The 15,346-nt window shown below is 62.2% G+C and carries 13 protein-coding genes; 12 read left to right on the top strand and 1 reads right to left on the bottom strand.

Going from position 1 to position 15,346, the window contains the following annotated elements; genetic code table 11:
- The first annotated feature begins 2 nt into the window (after positions 1–2).
- From HCI85_RS12745 to HCI85_RS12690, 12 genes are all read left to right on the top strand, one after another.
- A complete protein-coding gene (locus HCI85_RS12745) occupies positions 3–1,343 on the top strand; it encodes a sensor histidine kinase (RefSeq protein ID WP_167144991.1) in 1,341 nt (446 codons plus the stop codon).
- Between the two features lie 136 nt (positions 1,344–1,479).
- Positions 1,480–3,720: a TonB-dependent siderophore receptor gene (locus HCI85_RS12740; RefSeq protein ID WP_167144990.1), complete on the top strand. Its 2,241-nt coding sequence runs from the start codon at positions 1,480–1,482 to the stop codon at positions 3,718–3,720.
- An 89-nt stretch (positions 3,721–3,809) separates the two neighbouring features.
- Positions 3,810–5,300 carry a class I SAM-dependent methyltransferase gene (locus HCI85_RS12735; RefSeq protein WP_167144989.1) on the top strand — a complete coding sequence of 497 codons (1,491 nt, stop codon included), beginning with the start codon at positions 3,810–3,812 and terminating at the stop codon, positions 5,298–5,300.
- Positions 5,297–6,193, top strand: a complete 897-nt coding sequence (locus tag HCI85_RS12730; protein ID WP_167144988.1) for an alpha/beta hydrolase — start codon at positions 5,297–5,299, stop codon at positions 6,191–6,193. The genes HCI85_RS12735 and HCI85_RS12730 overlap by 4 nt, the downstream gene beginning before the upstream one ends.
- Entirely contained in the window at positions 6,186–6,482 is a 297-nt protein-coding gene (locus tag HCI85_RS12725) for an iron transporter (protein WP_167144987.1), read from the top strand. The genes HCI85_RS12730 and HCI85_RS12725 overlap by 8 nt, the downstream gene beginning before the upstream one ends.
- The gene (locus HCI85_RS12720; protein ID WP_167144986.1) at positions 6,479–8,008 is read left to right on the top strand and encodes a PepSY-associated TM helix domain-containing protein; all 1,530 of its coding nucleotides are present in this window, start codon (positions 6,479–6,481) and stop codon (positions 8,006–8,008) included. Before HCI85_RS12725 ends, HCI85_RS12720 begins: the two co-directional genes overlap by 4 nt.
- A 1-nt stretch (position 8,009) precedes the next feature.
- Positions 8,010–8,348: a DUF3325 domain-containing protein gene (locus HCI85_RS12715; protein ID WP_167144985.1), complete on the top strand. Its 339-nt coding sequence runs from the start codon at positions 8,010–8,012 to the stop codon at positions 8,346–8,348.
- Positions 8,349–8,442: 94 nt separating this feature from the next.
- Entirely contained in the window at positions 8,443–9,354 is a 912-nt protein-coding gene (cysM, locus tag HCI85_RS12710; RefSeq protein ID WP_167144984.1) for a cysteine synthase CysM, read from the top strand.
- Positions 9,354–10,706: a 23S rRNA (uracil(1939)-C(5))-methyltransferase RlmD gene (rlmD, locus tag HCI85_RS12705; RefSeq protein WP_167144983.1), complete on the top strand. Its 1,353-nt coding sequence runs from the start codon at positions 9,354–9,356 to the stop codon at positions 10,704–10,706. Before cysM ends, rlmD begins: the two co-directional genes overlap by 1 nt.
- Before the next feature lie 129 nt (positions 10,707–10,835).
- Positions 10,836–13,079: a GTP diphosphokinase gene (relA, locus tag HCI85_RS12700; RefSeq protein WP_160087591.1), complete on the top strand. Its 2,244-nt coding sequence runs from the start codon at positions 10,836–10,838 to the stop codon at positions 13,077–13,079.
- A gap of 27 nt (positions 13,080–13,106) precedes the next feature.
- Positions 13,107–13,937, top strand: coding sequence for a nucleoside triphosphate pyrophosphohydrolase (gene mazG, locus HCI85_RS12695; protein ID WP_167144982.1), 831 nt, complete (start codon positions 13,107–13,109; stop codon positions 13,935–13,937).
- Between the two features lie 70 nt (positions 13,938–14,007).
- Positions 14,008–14,547, top strand: coding sequence for a DUF2058 domain-containing protein (locus tag HCI85_RS12690; protein ID WP_160015168.1), 540 nt, complete (start codon positions 14,008–14,010; stop codon positions 14,545–14,547).
- Positions 14,548–14,624: 77 nt separating this feature from the next.
- Here the strand turns inward: HCI85_RS12690 and HCI85_RS12685 are convergent, their stop codons facing one another.
- Positions 14,625–15,341 (bottom strand): DUF3108 domain-containing protein, encoded by a 717-nt coding sequence (locus HCI85_RS12685; protein WP_167144981.1) that lies wholly within the window; start codon positions 15,339–15,341, stop codon positions 14,625–14,627.
- Positions 15,342–15,346 lie beyond the last annotated feature (5 nt).

Here is a 15,346-nt window from a genome sequence, read left to right as displayed (position 1 = left end):
CTATGCCGGGACGTCACTCGTTGTTCTGGCGGCTGGCTTTGCTGGTCATGGCTTTCTGCCTGCTGATCATCTGGGTTAGCTGGTCCTGGGGCGGGCGTATCGAGTTTCGCGGCTATCTGCTCAGTGAAGCGGCGCAGCAGCAACTGCTTGGCTATGCCGCTGAGGCAGAGCAGGTCTGGCGCAGTGCCGGTGCTGAAGGCGTCGAGCGCTGGCAGACGCAGATGCAGCAGCGCGAGTCAGTCTGGCTGGCGGTGCTTGGTCGCGATTTGCGCGCCCTCGGCACGCGGACCTTGAGCCTGGCAGAAACCGAGCGGCTTACGGCCATGCGGCATATCGACTGGCCGATGAGTAAGCGCGCCAGTGGCCTGCCAGTCATTGCCTTGCCGTTTCCGCAGCAACCACAGGATGGCCAACTGGTGATCGAGTTGCCGGAGCGTTTTCTGCCACAGGGTTTTACCTGGCACGCCCAGTTGCTGGTGCACGGCCTGCTGCCCTGCGGGCTGGCGCTGCTGCTCTGTGCCTTGCTGTATCGCTTGCTGATTACCCCGTTGCAGCACCTGCGTGAGCAGGCCAACGCCCTGCGTGATGAGCAACTGAGTGTGCGCACGGCTAGTCAGATCAGTACCCGTCAGGATGAACTGGGTGAGCTGGGCCGCGCATTCGACCATATGGCCGAGCGTCTGCAGGGCATGCTCAGCCTGCAGCGTCAGCTGCTGCGCGATCTTTCCCATGAGCTACGTACACCCTTGAGCCGTTTGCGGGTGGCCTGTGAGAGTGGCCTGGATGCCGCACAGCTGCGTCAGCGCCTGGAGCGAGAGGTCAACGGCATGCAGTGCCTGGTGGATGACACCCTGGAGTTGATCTGGCTGGGTACAGAGCGTCCGCAGCCTGAGTTGGAGCCGATCAGCCTGCCTTCGCTGTGGGCATTGCTGGCCGATGATGCCTGTTTTGAAAGTGGCTGGCCGCAGGCCCAGCTGCGTTGCCTGTTACCTGAGCACTGCTGCGTGCGCGGGCACCTCAATGGCCTGGCGCAGGCGCTGGAAAACGGTTTGCGCAATGCCATTCGGCATTCCCCCCCTGGCGCAATGATCAGCCTGGATGGGCGCTTGGAGCAGGGCGATTGGCTGTTCTGGCTGGAGGATCAGGGTGGTGGCGTGGCGGCTACGCAGCTGGAGCAGATGTTCCTGCCGTTTATTCGTTTGTCAGCGGCTCGCCCCGGCGGTGATGGTTTTGGCCTGGGCCTGGCGATTGCCCGCAGCGCCATGCAGATGCAGGGCGGGGCGATGTGGGCCGAAAACACGGGTGAAGGTTTGCGCCTGAATTTCCGGCTGAAAAGTGTATAGATTGTAAATGAACTTTACTCACAAATAAGAATTAGTAGCATCTGCGCCGTTCCCGCGTACCGGTCGGGCTGGCGTAGCGTGTGACTGCCTGCCCTTGAGCCTGGACGCGGACCATTCGCCACAGGAGAGGGTGTTCATGCAGTCGCGATTCAAGCTCAGTCATCTGTCATTGGCCATCGTTGCGGCCAGTCTTTCCCCCTGCACGCTGTTTGCCGCCGACGTGGTGGATGCCGAGGTCGATGCCCTGAGTGCAGCCGCCGAACCCACCGATGCGATCAAGCTCAAGGATGCTGTGGTCACCGCCAAGCAGGAGCTCAAGCAGGCGCCGGGTGTGTCGATCATTACCGCTGAAGACATCAAGAAGCGTCCGCCGGCCAATGACCTCTCCGATGTGATCCGCCGCGAGCCGGGGGTCAATCTGACTGGTAACAGCACCAGTGGCAGCCGTGGCAACAATCGCCAGATCGACCTGCGCGGCATGGGCCCGGAAAACACCCTGATTCTTATCGATGGCCGCCCCTCCAGCTCGCGTAACGCCGTACGTTACGGTTGGACCGGTGACCGTGACACCCGTGGCGAAACTAACTGGGTGCCGGCTGAAGAAGTCGAGCGCATCGAAATCCTCCGCGGCCCGGCCGCCGCACGCTATGGCTCTGGGGCCATGGGCGGGGTGGTGAATATCATCACTAAGCGGCCGACTGAAGAGTTGCGTGGTTCGGTCACCCTGTACGCGATCCAGCCGGAAGACGATGCCGAAGGGACCGGCCAGCGTGCCAACTTCAACCTCAGCGGTGCGCTGAACGACAGTCTGGCCTTCCGTCTCTACGGCGGTGCCAATAAGACCAATGCCGATGATGCCGACATCAACGGTGAACACCAGGTGGGGGCCGATACTCTGGTGGCGGGTCGTGAAGGCGTGCGCAACAAGGACATCAGTGGCCTGCTGAGCTGGCAGCTGAACCCCGATCACAGCCTGGATCTGGAAGCCACCTACAGCCGTCAGGGCAACATCTACGCCGGCGACACCATGCTTAACGGTGGTGGCGCGTTCGTGAACCAGCTGTATGGCAAAGAAACCAACATCATCCAGCGCAGCAGCTACGCGCTGACCCATAACGGCAGTTACGACTGGGGCAGCTCCACCGCCTCGCTGGCTTATGACTACACCCGTAACGAGCGCCTCAATGAAGGCCTGGCCGGGGGCGGTGAGGGCGCGCCGGCGGAAGGTGCCGGAGTGTTCATGTCGCGCCTGCGCAACACCCGCGCCAATGCCGAAGTCAATTTGCCACTGGAAGTCGGTGCGCCGCAGGTGCTGACCTTGGGCGGTGAATACCTCTATGAAAGCCTGAATGACCCAGGCTCCATGCGCGCGCAAACCTGGGACCCGGGTGTCGGCGGTGTGCCGGCGGTTCCTGGCTTTGACCGCAGTCAGACCAAGACCACCGCGCACAGCTTTGCCCTGTTTGCCGAGGACAATATCGAGGTGGGTGATCGCACCATCGTTACCCCAGGGCTGCGCTATGACGACCATGAAGAGTTTGGCGGCAACTGGAGTCCGAGCCTCAATGCCTCCCATGAACTGACCGATGAGCTGACCCTCAAAGGCGGTATCGCCCGGGCCTACAAGACCCCCAACCTGTATCAGTCCAACCCCAACTACCTGCTCTATAGCATGGGTTTTGGCTGTAACGCGGCAGAAGCCAACGCTGGCGGCTGCTACCTGATCGGTAACCCGGACCTGAAGCCGGAAACCAGCATCAACAAGGAAATCGGTCTGGCCCTGGATAAGGGTACCTGGCGCACCAGTGCGACCTACTTCCGCAACGACTACAAGAACAAGATCGTGTCCAGCAACACCGCGGAGTTCCGCTTGGCGAACGGTCGTCGCGTGCAGAACTGGGAAAACTCCGGCAAGGCGGTGGTCGAAGGGGTTGAAGGCAACCTGTTCGTCACCCTCAGCCCTACGCTGGAGTGGAACACCAACTTCACCTACATGATCGAGTCCAAGGACAAGGATAGCGGCGAGCCGCTGAGCATCATCCCCGAGTACACCGTCAACACCAGTCTGGACTGGGCTGCCACCGAGAAGCTGTCGCTGCAGGTCAGCGGCACCTACTACGGCACCCAGGAGTCCCCGAGCTACAACGCTCGGCGCAACGTGGCGATCGACAGCCAGGCACAGAAGGACATCGATCCTTACGGCCTGATGGGCGTCAGCGCCGGCTATGCCTTCAATGAGCAGTACAGCGTGCGTATGGGGATCAACAACCTGTTCGACAAACGCATCTACCGCGAAGGCAACGCCACCGAAGCCGGGGCCAACACCTACAACGAAGCCGGACGTGCCTACTTCGCCTCGGTCACCGCATCCTTCTAGGTCATCGTGCTCCTTACCCGTTGCTACGGCGGGTTTCGGCTCCGTCAGGCGTGTCCTGGCGGAGCCTTTTCAGTGTAGGAGAACGCTTAATGCAAGTGTGGAATCAGGGGTATCTGGCCGAGTTGCCCTATCCCCATCATGTGCAGCCGCAGTTAGCACCCAGCTGGCTGGTGGCGCTGCAGACGGCCCTCGGGCAACGCGCAAGCAGCCTGTTGTCGGGGTTTCGCTATTGCGAACTGGGTTGTGGGCAAGGCCTGAACAGCCTGTTGCTGGCCGCCAGCAATCCCGAAGGGCAGTTCGTGGCGGTGGATTTTAACCCCCAACATATCGCCCATGGCCGTCGACTGGCCGCCGCTGCGCAGTTGAGCAACATCGAGTTTGTGCAAGCCGATTTCACCGAGCTGCTCGCGCATTCGGGCGAGGGCTACGACTTTATCGTGGCCCATGGCGTGTACAGCTGGGTGGCACCCGCGCAGCGTGCGGTCATCCGTGGCTTTGTCGAGCAGCGCCTCAACGCCAATGGGCTACTGTGCCTGGGTTATATGTGCCAGCCCGGCATGGCGCCGCTGGCGGCGGCTCAGCGGTTTATCTGGCAGCACGCGCAATACAGCAAAGGTTCACCGCCGCAGCGTGTGCGGGCAGCTCTGGACGCATTGCAGGCCTTGCAACAAGGCGGCGCCGGCTATTTTGTCGAGCAGCCTGAGATGGCCCGGCTGCTGGCGCGCAGTGCCGAGCAGGGGCTGGATTATCTGGCTCATGAGCTGCTGTGCGAGCACTGGCAGCCGTTGCCGGTGGCAGACGTCATGGCAGAGTTTGCCAGCCTTGGCTGTCAACTGATCGGCAGCGCTATTCCACTTGAAAACATCGATGCACTGTCGTTGCCCGCTAACTGCCTGGCCGCGATTCAGGGCCTGAGTGACCCGGCGCTGCGGGAAACCGCCAAGGACCTGGCGCGTAACCAGGCCCAGCGCAGTGACCTGTACCAACGCGGCGATCAGACGCTGACGCCAGCGGCGCATCGGCACGCTTTGCTGGACAGCTGCTGGGCACTATTACCCGCAGCGCCGGCACCGGGGGCGGTGGAATTTTCAACGCGCATCGGTCCGTTGCAGGGCGCTGCCGAGTTGTATCAGCCGCTGCTGCAGGCCCTTGGCGAGGGGCCGCAAAGTTTTGCCGAGCTGGCGCGGCGGCCCGCCCTGGCGGCGCAGGTTGGCCAGCTCAGTGGCGCCCTGCAGCTGCTGATGTGGGCGGGTTATGCCCATCCGTTGCTGCACTCGCCGGTGGATGTCAGCCGCTGCCAAGCGCTCAACCGTCTGCTGGCTGAGGGAGCGTTGCAGGGCGTCGGTTACGCACACCTGGCCGCACCGAGCCTGGGCGCGAGCGTGCCGGCAGACAAGCTGGAAATGGCTGCCGCTCGTGTGTTGCTGGAGCACCCACAGTTACGTGGCGTCTTACTGAGCGAAACCATTCAGGCCCTGCTACGCCGCCACGGTGTAACGGTGGAGCAGGCCGCCGAGCGCGTGCAGCAGTTCGAGCAGCGCACCTTGCCCGGCTGGCAAGTGCTGGGGGTAGTGCCATGAAGCGCTGCTGGTTGTGGTTGTCCTGTCTGTTCTGGCAGAGCGTGGTGAACGCTGCGGATTATCCCGGTTACCAACGGCTTGAGCCGTTTCAGGTGCAGTCGGCAGATGCCCAGCGCAGCTATCAAGTGCAGCTGCTGGTACCGGCGCGTGCGGCGCCGGCTAGCGGTTTCCCAGTGCTTTATCTGCTTGATGGCCATGCCGCGCTGGCGGCGCTGAAGGCGCAATGGCTGGCCGAACTGGAGGCGGGGACGCCGCCGCTGCTGGTGTTTATCGGGCATGCCGGTGAGCGGCCCTTCAATGTGCCGGCGCGCACCCTCGATTACACCCCGGCACGTCGCGATGGTCAGCCGATGCAGGCCTTCAATGGCGTGCAGGGTGGCGGTGCCGCGGCCTTTCTGGCGTTGCTAGAGCAGCGCATCATGCCGCAGGTGGCCGCGCAGCAACCGATTGATCCGGCGCAACAGGCGCTCTGGGGGCATTCGTTCGGCGGGCTGTTCGTGCTCAACACCCTGCTCACTCAGCCGTCCAGCTTTAGCCGCTATATCGCCGCCAGCCCGTCGCTGTGGTGGCAATCCGGGCTGGTGCTAGAGACCGAACGCGGCTTTGCCGGGGCCGCTGCCCAGCTGTTGATCCTGCGCGGCAGTGACGAAGGTTTGCCCGGTCATGCCCGACCCGGTGTCGACCCCGCACTGCTGGAGCAGCGGCGCAAGGCCATGGCTGCGGTTCCGGCTGATGCCGCGCGGCAGATGGCCGAGCGCCTGACGCGCTGGCCGGGGCTGCAGGTGACGTATCAGGAATTTGCCGGTTTGGGCCATGGGCCGATGCTGGCCGCATCCCTGCGGCCGGCACTGCGCATGGCGGCTGGTTTGGCGCAGGAGGGAAGTGATGAGTAAGGCCAGTGAAACAACCCAGGCATGGCCGATCTGTTCACGGGTGTTGGCCGGGCTGCTGGGCGGCTATGTGTTCACCTACGCATTGACCGCCGCCCTGGCGCAGCTGTTGCCGCTGGATCGGGTGGATGCCCTGCTGATCGCCAGCTTGCTGTCATTCATCGTCTACACCCTGGCGATTCTCTGGGCGTTTGCCGCACGCAGCGCCTGGTGCGCTTGGGTGGTGGTGCCGGCCGCTGCGCCGCTGGCGCTGATCGGCTTCTGGCCACACCTGCTGGAGCGTCTGGCATGAAACAGACCCTGACCCAATCCATGGCCTGGCTGCACACCTGGGGTGGCCTGCTGTTCGGCTGGCTGTTGTTCGCCATTTTTCTTACCGGCAGCCTGGCGGTGTTCGACCAGGAGATCGATCACTGGATGCAGCCGGAGATCAAGCAGACGTCGGTCAGCAATGCTCAGGCTGTCGAGCACGCCGTGGCTTATCTGCAACGCCAGCATGCCGATGCCAGCGCCTGGAACATCAGCCTGCCCAGCGAACGCATGCCTGCCTTGCGGGTGACGGTGGGCGACCGACGCTCAGGCATCAGCACGTACTTGGACCCACTCACCGGTGAGCCCTTGGTGGTGCGCGACACGGCCGGCGGTACATTTTTCTTTCGTTTTCACTACAGCCTCAGCATGCCGCGCAACCCGGGTATCTGGATTGTCGGGTTAGCGGCGATGGCGATGCTGGTGGCGCTGATCAGCGGCATCATCATTCACAAGAAGTTCTTCAAGGAGTTCTTCACTTTCCGCCCGAACAAGGGCCAGCGCTCCTGGCTCGATGCACACAACGCCAGTGCAGTGTTGCTGTTGCCATTTCACCTGATGATCACCTACACCGGCTTGTTGATCTTTGCCCTGATCTACATGCCGGCGGCGCTGGACAGCCTCTACAAAGGCGATTTTGCAGCGTTCTACCGCGAACACATCGACGTCATGGAGGAACCGCGTCAGGCGCCGACTCACCCGGCGCCGCTGACGGCGCTGGCTCCACTATTGGCCGAGGCCGAAGCACGCATGGGGCCGCTGAGCGGTGTGGTGATCGAGCACCCCGGTCGCAGTGATGCGCATATCGAAATGCGCCGGGTGCTGGGTAACCGTATTGCCCTGACCAAAGGCCACAACATGGTGTTTGACGGGGTGACCGGTGAGCTGCTGGCCGGACCGCCAGAACTGCGCCCCAGTGTGCTGGTACAACGGGTGATGTTTGGCCTGCACTTTGCGCAGTTCGGCGGCTACCCGATGCGCTGGCTGTACTTCGTTTGCGGCGTGCTCAGCAGTGCCATGATCGCCACCGGGCTGGTGCTGTTTACCGTCAAGCGGCGGCGTAAATACGCCAGTGAAAGCCCCCGGGGGCAACAGCTCTATCGCCTGGTGGAAAGCCTTAACGTGGCGACAATTGCCGGCCTGTCCGTGGCCTGTATCGGCCTGTTGTGGCTCAACCGCCTGCTGCCGGTTGAGCTGGCCCAGCGTGGCGGTTGGGAGGTGCGCGGTTTCTTCACAATCTGGCTGCTGAGCCTGCTGCACGCCTGGCTGCGCCCGCGCCTGCAGGCCTGGCGTGAGCAGCTGAGCCTGGCGGCGCTGCTGTGCCTGGGGTTGCCGCTGCTCAGTGCACTCAGCGATGGCCAGGCCTGGGCCGACAGCATGCGCCTGTGGCTGGAGGTAACGGTGGTGGCACTGGGGCTGCTGCTGGCTTGGAGTGTCTGGCGCTTGCGTCAGCCGCAGGTGCAACACAGCGAGCGGCGGGTGCGGCCCGCACAGGCGCAGGTGAATTGAGATGATGACGGCATTCTTGGGCAGTCTGTTGCTGGCCTACAGCAGCATGCTGGCGCTGTGTCAGGGCCTTGAACGGCACTACAAACAGGTCTGGGGCAGGGCGTCGACGTTGCTGCAACGCCGCGTTCTGCGCGGCACTGGTTGGTTGCTGCTGGTGGCCAGCCTGTGGGGTTGCGCGCAAGCCTGGGGCTGGGCAATGGGCCCGGTGGGCTGGTTCGGCATGTTGTCGCTGAGCGGCTTTGCCCTGGCGCTGCTATTGCCCTATGCACCGCGCCTGGCGGTGTACGGACCGTTGCTGGGGCTGCCGTGCTGGCTGTTGCTGTTCGCCCTGGCGGGGTAATTTTGCTGCTGTGTAGTGGTGTTCGCTGATATGGCCGAGCGCAGTTTGCCGTTATCATGGCTGTCTTCTTTGCTTCTGGATCCTCTCGTTCGCCATGAGCCCGCATTACCCAACCATCGCCGATTGCGTCGGCAATACCCCACTGGTGCGCCTGCAGCGCCTGCCGGGCAACACCAGCAACACCTTGCTGTTGAAGCTGGAAGGTAACAATCCGGCCGGTTCGGTAAAAGATCGTCCGGCGTTGTCGATGATCACTCGCGCCGAGCAGCGCGGCGACATCCAGCCCGGTGATGTGTTGATCGAGGCCACCAGCGGCAATACCGGCATCGCCCTGGCCATGGCCGCGGCGATCAAGGGTTACCGCATGGTGCTGATCATGCCGGACAATTCCACCGCCGAACGCAAGGCGGCGATGACTGCCTACGGCGCGCAGCTGATTCTGGTCGGCGGTATGGAAGAAGCCCGCGACCTGGCCCTGCAGATGCAGGCGGATGGCAAGGGCAAAGTGCTCGATCAGTTCGCCAACGGTGACAACCCGATTGCCCACTACACCAGCACCGGCCCGGAAATCTGGCAGCAGACGGGCGGGCAGATCACCCATTTCGTCAGCTCGATGGGCACCACCGGGACCATCATGGGCGTTTCGCGTTTCCTGAAAGAGCAGAAGCCGGACGTGCAGATCGTCGGTCTGCAGCCGATGGAAGGCGCGGCGATTCCCGGCATTCGTCGTTGGCCGCAGGAGTACCTGCCGAAGATCTATCAGGCCGAGCGGGTTGATCGCATTATCGACATGGGCCAGCAAGAAGCCGAAGACGTGATGCGTCGTCTGGCGCGTGAAGAAGGCATCTTCTGCGGGGTGTCCTCCGGTGGTTCGGTGGCGGCGATGTTGCGTCTGTCCCAGGAAGTCGAGAACGCTGTGATGGTGGCGATCATCTGCGACCGTGGCGACCGTTACCTGTCCAGTGGCATTTACGACGCCCCGAACACTGATGGCAAGAGCAACTGATGGCCAAGAAAGACGGCGGTCTGCGCTTTCAACCCAGCGGAGGTTCCCGGGCGCCCCAGGTGCCGGTGGGCAAGAAGCAGAAGCTCTCCATCGAGCGCCTGGCCAACGATGGCCGGGGCATCGCTTTCAGCGAAGGGCGTACCTGGTTTGTCAGCGGTGGATTGGCCGGCGAGCAGATCGAAGCGCGGGTGCAGGGTGCCCACGGCAAGGTAGTCGAGGCGCGGGTTGAGCGCATTCTCACCGCCAGTGCTGAGCGGCGTAGCGAGGCTTGCGTGCATGCTAAAGTCTGTGGCGGCTGCAGCTTGCAGCATATGCCCCATGCCGATCAGCTTGCCCTGAAACAGCGCATGCTCGCCGAGCAACTCAGCCGCTTGGCCAATCTTGAGCCGCAAGAGTGGGCGGCGCCATTGGTCGGCCCTGAGCTGGGCTATCGCCGCCGCGCACGGATTGCCGTGCGCTGGGACAACAAGGCCAAACGCCTGGATGTGGGTTTTCGCGCAGCGGCGAGCCAGGACATTATCGCCATCAGCGATTGCCCGGTGCTGGTACAACCTTTGCAGCCGATCCTGCGCGCGTTACCCCAGGTGCTGCGTGAGTTGGATAAACCTCAGGCCATTGGTCATGTCGAGTTGTTCAGCGGCAGCTCCAGTGCTGTGCTGATAAGGCATACCGCTGTATTGAGCGAAGCGGACTTGGCCCGTTTGCAGGCGTTCTGCATGGCGCAGAATGCGCAGCTCTGGTTGCACGGTACGGACGAGCCGCAGCCGTTTGATCCAGCGCAGCAGCTGAGTTATCGCTTGGATGCGTTTGCTCTCGACCTGGCGTATCGGCCCGGTGACTTTGTGCAGGTCAACCAGCCGGTGAATGACGCCATGGTCTCGCAGGCGCTGGACTGGCTGGCGCCGCAGGCCGATGAGCGGGTGCTGGATCTGTTCTGCGGCTTGGGCAATTTCGCCTTGCCGCTGGCCCAGCGGGTGCGGGAGCTGGTGGCGGTGGAGGGCGTGCAAGCGATGGTCGAGCGCGCCGCTGAGAATGCCGTGAGCAATGGTCTGGGCAATGCGCACTTTTTCCAGGCCGACCTGTCCAACCCGCTGGTCGATGCGAGCTGGGCTCAGGGCGGTTTCGCCGCTGTGCTATTGGACCCGCCGCGGGATGGCGCGTTGCAGGCGGTCAAGCAAATGACGGCGTTGGGCGTCAAACGGGTGCTGTATGTGTCGTGCAACCCGACGACCCTGGCCCGTGACAGCGCTGAGTTACTGGCGCAAGGCTATCGGCTGGAACGTGCCGGTATCCTCGATATGTTTCCGCAAACCGCGCACGTCGAAGCGATGGCGCTGTTTGTCAGGCAGTAGATAGAAGCGCCGTATCCCGGCGCTGCAGGGGCGCGCAGGGAGTGCGCCTTAAGTGGTTAAACCGACCGGCTCATAGAAGGCGGCGACTGTTCGGTGTGCATGCCGCGCACCGTAGGGAAGGTAAGCAAGATGGTTCAGGTCAGAGCGCATCAGCCGATCAACGATGACGGCAGCATCAACCTTGAAGCCTGGCTCGGGCATGTGCTGAGCGTCGATCCGGCACTGGATCGCGAAGCCCTGCGCGAGGCCTGCGAGTTCGCCCGTGAGGCTGAGCAGCAGGCCAATGCCGCGAAGAATCTGTGGACTGAGGGCGCGTCGAGTTTTCGCTCCGGTCTGGAAATCGCCGAAATTCTCGCCGACCTCAAGCTCGATCAGGACTCCCTGGTCGCAGCCGTAATCTACCGCTGCGTGCGCGAAGGCAAGGTGCCCTTGGCGCTGGTGCATCAGCGTTTCGGCCCGGTGGTGGCCAAACTGGTCGAGGGCGTGCTGCGCATGGCGGCAATCAGCGCATCCTTGAATCCGCGTGATTCCCTGGTGCTCGGCTCCCAGGCGCAGGTGGAAAACCTGCGCAAGATGCTCGTGGCGATGGTCGATGACGTGCGCGTGGCGCTGATCAAGCTGGCTGAGCGCACCTGCGCGATCCGCGCGGTTAAAGAAGCCGATGATGAGAAACGTCAGCGCGTGGCCCGCGAGGTGTTCGACATCTACGCCCCGTTGGCTCACCGCCTGGGCATCGGCCACATCAAGTGGGAACTGGAAGACCTGTCGTTCCGCTATCTGGAGCCTGAGCAGTACAAGCAGATCGCCAAACTGCTACACGAGCGCCGGCTGGACCGTGAGCATTACATCAATGAAGTGATGGGTCAGTTGCGCGTTGAGCTGGAGGCCACCGGGGTCAAAGCCGACATCAGCGGGCGGGCCAAACACATCTATTCGATCTGGCGCAAAATGCAGCGCAAGGGTCTGCAGTTCAGCCAGATTTACGACGTGCGCGCGGTGCGCGTGCTGGTGCCGGAAGTGCGCGATTGCTACACCGCCCTCGGTATTGTGCACACCCTGTGGCGGCACATTCCCAAGGAGTTTGACGACTACATCGCCAACCCCAAGGAAAACGGCTACCGCTCGCTGCACACCGCCGTGCTCGGCCCGGAAGGCAAGGTGCTGGAAGTGCAGATCCGCACCCAGGCCATGCATGAGGAGGCCGAACTGGGCGTTTGTGCGCACTGGCGTTACAAAGGCACCGACGTTAAAGCCAGCTCCAATCATTACGAAGAGAAGATTTCCTGGCTGCGTCAGGTGCTCGAATGGCACGAAGAGCTGGGCGATATCGGCGGTCTGGCCGAACAGCTGCGCGTGGATATTGAGCCGGACCGGGTCTATGTGTTCACCCCGGACGGTCACGCCATCGACCTCCCGAAGGGCGCGACGCCGCTGGATTTTGCCTACCGCGTGCACACCGAGATCGGCCACAACTGCCGTGGTGCGAAGATCAACGGCCGGATCGTGCCGCTAAACTACAGCCTGCAGACCGGCGAGCAGGTGGAAATCATCACCAGCAAGCACGGCACGCCAAGCCGAGACTGGCTGAACTCCAACCTCGGTTACGTCACCACCAGCCGGGCGCGGGCGAAGATCGTCCACTGGTTCAAACTGCAGGACCGCGACCAGAACGTGGCCGCCGGTAAGGTCCAGCTGGAGCGCGAGCTGCAGCGTCTGGCACTGCCGCATGTGGACTTCGAAAAACTGGCCGAGAAGGCCAATATGAAGACCAGCGAGGACTTGTTCGCCTCCCTCGGTGCCGGCGACCTGCGCCTGGCGCAACTCGTCAACCTGGCGCAGCAACTGGTCGAGCCGGATCGAGTCAACGAGCAGCTGGAGCTGATCCCGCGCAAGGCGTTGGGCTTCAAACCAGGCAAGCGCGGCGATATCCAGATTCAGGGCGTCGGCAACCTGCTGACGCAGATGGCTGGTTGCTGCCAGCCGCTGCCGGGCGATCCGATTGTCGGTTACATCACTCAGGGTCGTGGCGTGAGCATCCACCGTCAGGACTGCGCCTCGGTGTTGCAACTGGCCGGTCGCGAGCCGGAGCGGATTATTCAGGTTAACTGGGGCCCGGTGCCAGTGCAGACCTACCCGGTGGAAATCATCATCAAGGCCTACGACCGTTCCGGCCTGCTGCGTGACGTGACCCAGGTGCTGCTCAACGAGAAGCTCAATGTGCTGGCGGTGAACACTCGTTCGAACAAAGACGACAACACCGCGTCCATGTCGATCACCGTGGAGATTCCTGGGCTGGATGCGCTTGGGCGCTTGTTGGGGCGTATTTCGCAGCTGCCGAATATCATCGAAGCCCGTCGCCATCGGGTTTCCTGAGGCGATTACGATCTAACTGGATTTGCCATGTACCAACTCGACGATCTGCTGCACCTGATGGCCCGGCTGCGTGACCCGCAGCATGGTTGCCCGTGGGATCTCAAGCAGAACTACGCGACGATTGTGCCGCATACGATCGAAGAGGCTTACGAGGTGGCCGATGCCATCGAACGCGGTGACTTCGATCATCTGCCGGGTGAGCTGGGCGACCTGCTGTTTCAGGTGGTGTATTACAGCCAGCTGGCGCGCGAAGAAGGGCGCTTCGAGTTTGCCCAGGTGGTTGATGCCATCACCACCAAGCTGATTCGCCGTCATCCCCATGTGTTCCCCGATGGCGATCTGTATGGCGCTGTGGACGTGGCCAAGCTGGAAGAGGCCGCGGTCAAGCAGCGTTGGGAAGAGATCAAGGCCGAGGAACGCGCCGAAAAAGCCGCCGCTCCCGAGCAACTCTCGCTGCTTGACGACGTGCCCTCGGCGCTGCCGTCGTTAAGCCGGGCAATCAAGCTGCAGAAGCGCGCTGCCCAGGTCGGTTTCGACTGGCCCGAGGCCTTGCCGGTGGTCGACAAGGTGCGCGAAGAGTTGGATGAAGTGCTCGAAGCCATGAGCGAGAACGACCCTGAGGCGATCAACGAGGAGATCGGCGATCTGCTGTTTGTGGTCAGCAACTTGGCGCGGCACCTGAAAGTCGATCCGGAAACCGCCCTGCGTGCAGCCAACGCCAAATTCGAGCGGCGTTTTCGTTTTATCGAGCAGGCATTGCGCGAAGCGGGGCGCACCATGGAAGATTGCGCCCTGGATGAATTGGACGCGCTCTGGGGCGAAGCCAAAAAACTGGAAAAGCTGACCCCGAATTGCTGATTGTGCGGGTGCAGTCTGCCCGCTGATGGTGGGCACGCCCGCTTTAAATTGATGGTTGGAAAGGTAGGTTATGGCTCTCTCACTACGCGATCAGCTGCTCAAAGCCGGGCTGGTCAATGAAAAGCAGGCCAAGCAGGCCGGCAAGCAGCAGCAGAAACAACAGCGCCTGGTGCATAAAGGTCAGGCCGAGAAGGACGAATCGCAAAAGCTTGCCGCCCAGCAGGCCATGGCCGAAAAGGCCGCGCGTGATCAGGAACTCAATCGCCAGCAGCAGGAAAAGATCGAGCAGAAGGCCCGTGCCGCGCAGATTAAACAACTGATTGAAGTCTCGCGTTTGCCCAAGCTGACCACTGAGGATTACTACAACTTCGTCGACGACAAGAAGGTCAAGCGCCTGTCGGTCAACAGCCTGATGCGCAACAAGCTCAGCAGCGGCTCGCTGGCCATCGTCCGCCACGGTGGTGGCTATGAAGTGATCCCGCGTGAAGCCGCGCTGAAGATTCAGGAGCGCGACGCCCAGCGTGTGGTGCTGCTCAACACCCCAACCGAAGCGCCGGATGCCGATGATCCGTATGCGGCCTATCAGGTACCGGATGATCTGATGTGGTGATTGCGCCGAACCTCAGCTACAGACACCCGCCCACAAAAAAGCCGAGCATTTAGCTCGGCTTTTTTATTCGCTATAACTCAGTCCTGGCGACCTTCAACGGCTTTGCCGTCGACTGTGCCTTCCTTGAGCATGATCTGGTATTCCTTGCCGTCTTTCTCGACCTGATGCAGGCGCACCAGCAGGAATTCCCAGTCCTTGGCAAACCAGAGGATGGTCTTGCGGCTGCTTTGTGTTGGGTCACGTACGCGTTCTACCTTGATGGCGTCGATCAGGCCAGCTTTGGTACGCACGGTTTCTTCACCCAGCACGCGGAAATCGTAGGTTTCCACTTCGTCGCCATCGACCACTTGGTAGCTCATGCTCTTGGTGCCGGCGGCCACGTCATATTGCAGGGCCAACTGGTAGGTCGACTTGTCCAGCAGGCCACGGTTCAGCGGCAGGCGCACTGGGGTGTCGCGATCACTGCCGATGACCTGTTTGGCGCTCCAGTCGAAGTCGTGCTCGATTTTCTTGCCTTTGCCCAGGCCGTTGCGCTCGTACAGGTAGGTCTGCGGCAGGAAGACTTCTTTATCCACGCGCAGGGTACTTTGCTCGGTCAGGCTGGCGACCAGCATGGAGGCTTCAAAATTGAGCTGCCACAGGCCGTTGTCCAGCGCTTCAAGGCTGCGTTCGGCGCTGCCGCTGACGGGCAGTTGCTTCCAGTCGGCGGTGTAGCTTGCGGAGAAGGGTTTCAGCTCGACGGCCAGTGCCGGCAGGCTCAAAAGTGTCAGTGCGAACAGTAAGGCGCGACCCATGGTGT

This window comes from Pseudomonas sp. OTU750018, assembly GCF_011636575.1.
Taxonomy (GTDB): domain Bacteria; phylum Pseudomonadota; class Gammaproteobacteria; order Pseudomonadales; family Pseudomonadaceae; genus Aquipseudomonas; species Aquipseudomonas peli.
Note: the sequence above shows the minus strand (reverse complement) of the source record. Positions and strands in the feature narration are given on the sequence as shown.

Excerpts from the sequence above, each read along its gene's own strand:
- HCI85_RS12745 (WP_167144991.1), top strand. The coding sequence starts at position 3 with ATGCCGGGACGTCACTCGTTGTTCTGGCGGCTGGCTTTGCTGGTCATG.
- HCI85_RS12740 (WP_167144990.1), top strand. The coding sequence starts at position 1,480 with ATGCAGTCGCGATTCAAGCTCAGTCATCTGTCATTGGCCATCGTTGCG.
- HCI85_RS12735 (WP_167144989.1), top strand. The coding sequence starts at position 3,810 with ATGCAAGTGTGGAATCAGGGGTATCTGGCCGAGTTGCCCTATCCCCAT.
- HCI85_RS12730 (WP_167144988.1), top strand. The coding sequence starts at position 5,297 with ATGAAGCGCTGCTGGTTGTGGTTGTCCTGTCTGTTCTGGCAGAGCGTG.
- HCI85_RS12725 (WP_167144987.1), top strand. The coding sequence starts at position 6,186 with ATGAGTAAGGCCAGTGAAACAACCCAGGCATGGCCGATCTGTTCACGG.
- HCI85_RS12720 (WP_167144986.1), top strand. The coding sequence starts at position 6,479 with ATGAAACAGACCCTGACCCAATCCATGGCCTGGCTGCACACCTGGGGT.
- HCI85_RS12715 (WP_167144985.1), top strand. The coding sequence starts at position 8,010 with ATGATGACGGCATTCTTGGGCAGTCTGTTGCTGGCCTACAGCAGCATG.
- cysM (WP_167144984.1), top strand. The coding sequence starts at position 8,443 with ATGAGCCCGCATTACCCAACCATCGCCGATTGCGTCGGCAATACCCCA.
- rlmD (WP_167144983.1), top strand. The coding sequence starts at position 9,354 with ATGGCCAAGAAAGACGGCGGTCTGCGCTTTCAACCCAGCGGAGGTTCC.
- relA (WP_160087591.1), top strand. The coding sequence starts at position 10,836 with ATGGTTCAGGTCAGAGCGCATCAGCCGATCAACGATGACGGCAGCATC.
- mazG (WP_167144982.1), top strand. The coding sequence starts at position 13,107 with ATGTACCAACTCGACGATCTGCTGCACCTGATGGCCCGGCTGCGTGAC.
- HCI85_RS12690 (WP_160015168.1), top strand. The coding sequence starts at position 14,008 with ATGGCTCTCTCACTACGCGATCAGCTGCTCAAAGCCGGGCTGGTCAAT.
- HCI85_RS12685 (WP_167144981.1), bottom strand. The coding sequence starts at position 15,341 with ATGGGTCGCGCCTTACTGTTCGCACTGACACTTTTGAGCCTGCCGGCA.